At 47.6% G+C, this 1287-nt stretch carries 3 protein-coding genes; all 3 read right to left on the bottom strand.

Annotated features, from left to right (window positions below):
* Positions 1-257, bottom strand: a 257-nt coding sequence (locus BGM27_RS17005; protein WP_217031316.1) for a RusA family crossover junction endodeoxyribonuclease, incomplete at its 3' end; no start/stop codon positions are given.
* A gap of 94 nt (positions 258-351) precedes the next feature.
* Entirely contained in the window at positions 352-495 is a 144-nt protein-coding gene (locus BGM27_RS17000; protein ID WP_007408611.1) for a hypothetical protein, read from the bottom strand.
* Positions 492-1287: ATP-binding protein (locus BGM27_RS16995; protein ID WP_254122894.1), on the bottom strand; the 796-nt coding region annotated here is incomplete at its 5' end. The genes BGM27_RS17000 and BGM27_RS16995, both read right to left, overlap by 4 nt.

The following is a 1287-nucleotide window of genomic DNA, read 5'->3' as shown; positions in this document are numbered from 1 at the left end:
CCCTTTTCCGCATTTTCTCTTTTTGTCTTGGATTTAGAAATTTCTTTCGTCATTGGTCTGAATACTCTAACATCCATTGCCACAGGTCCCGTAATAACTTGTTTTGGCCGATACTGTGACGCCACCAGTGCAACATATTGTTTAAAATTCTTTGATTTCAAAGGATCACGCATTTTAACCTTGCCATTTATAACAGATCCCCTCGGCCTCCCCTGTGCAACAGGCTCGCCGTAAACTATAAACTGAATGGAATCCAACCGTCATTACCTCCCGTCAATTTGTTCCCAGTGCTGAATCTGCTTTTCCTTGTACGGCGCAGTGAGGATGATGGCCGGCAGCAGGATCACCGCTTTAAGCACTGTGCATCAGCTCCATTTGTTTGATTTTTTCCTCAAGCACCCGGATCGCCGGGGTAAGGTCCTGGCCGGCCGTTTGCTCGGCGGGCCCGAACAGATACATTCCGTCGGTCGCTGTGAAATTCGCTTTTTCTGTCATTCCCAATCTCCTAACCTATGGTTTAATTGCATCCGGTCGCCCTTAATGATCACCGTGTAATCTCTGCACATTTGATGAATCCGGGAGCCCAGCGCCTCGTCGATATCCAAAATTTCGCCCGTATCAAGCTCGGAAGAGATTAGCAGAGGCTTATGATTCAGGTACCGATAGTTCACAACCGATTGAATTTGTTCCACTTGCCAATCCGTCGCCCGCGGCTCCCCCTTCACTGGCTTGAATAAGTCATCAATGAACAGGACATCGGCTTTCCGCATGGCGTCGAGCTTTGTTTCCAACTGGTCAAAGTCATTTCGCAGATCGCCCATTCCCTCAACGTACGGGAAATACATGCAGTAAATTGATTTTTTCTTAATCAGATTGTTCATGATCGCCGTTAACAGGTGCGTTTTTCCGCTGCCCGGCTGCCCGAGCAAAGCGATACTGTTTGAACGTTTTCCCATGACGTTGGGAAAATCCTTATAGTATTCCACTGCGCACTCATAAGCGTCCTTGATCATGTCCGGCTTCCCGTCCTTAATGAAGTTTCCAAAAAGGAGCTTTTCGAATTCCTCCGTGATGCCACTGGCCTTCATAAGCCGGGCGATCTTTTTCCGTTTTACACACTCGCATTGCTTGGAAAATGTGGTTTTCCATTCCCGGGCCTTATCAGGTAAGCATACTTTCCCCGCAAGATAATCCTCTTCTCTGACCATTTGATCAGGGGCCAGGCTTTCCATTGTCTTATGCTCTTTTCTCAATTGGCGCTCGGTGTCTTGGTGAATACGGTAAACA

The sequence above is a fragment of the Bacillus sp. FJAT-27001 genome, from assembly GCF_019039175.1.
Taxonomy (GTDB): Bacteria; Bacillota; Bacilli; order Bacillales; family Bacillaceae; genus Bacillus; species Bacillus velezensis.
This window is presented reverse-complemented; position numbering and strand designations above follow the sequence as displayed.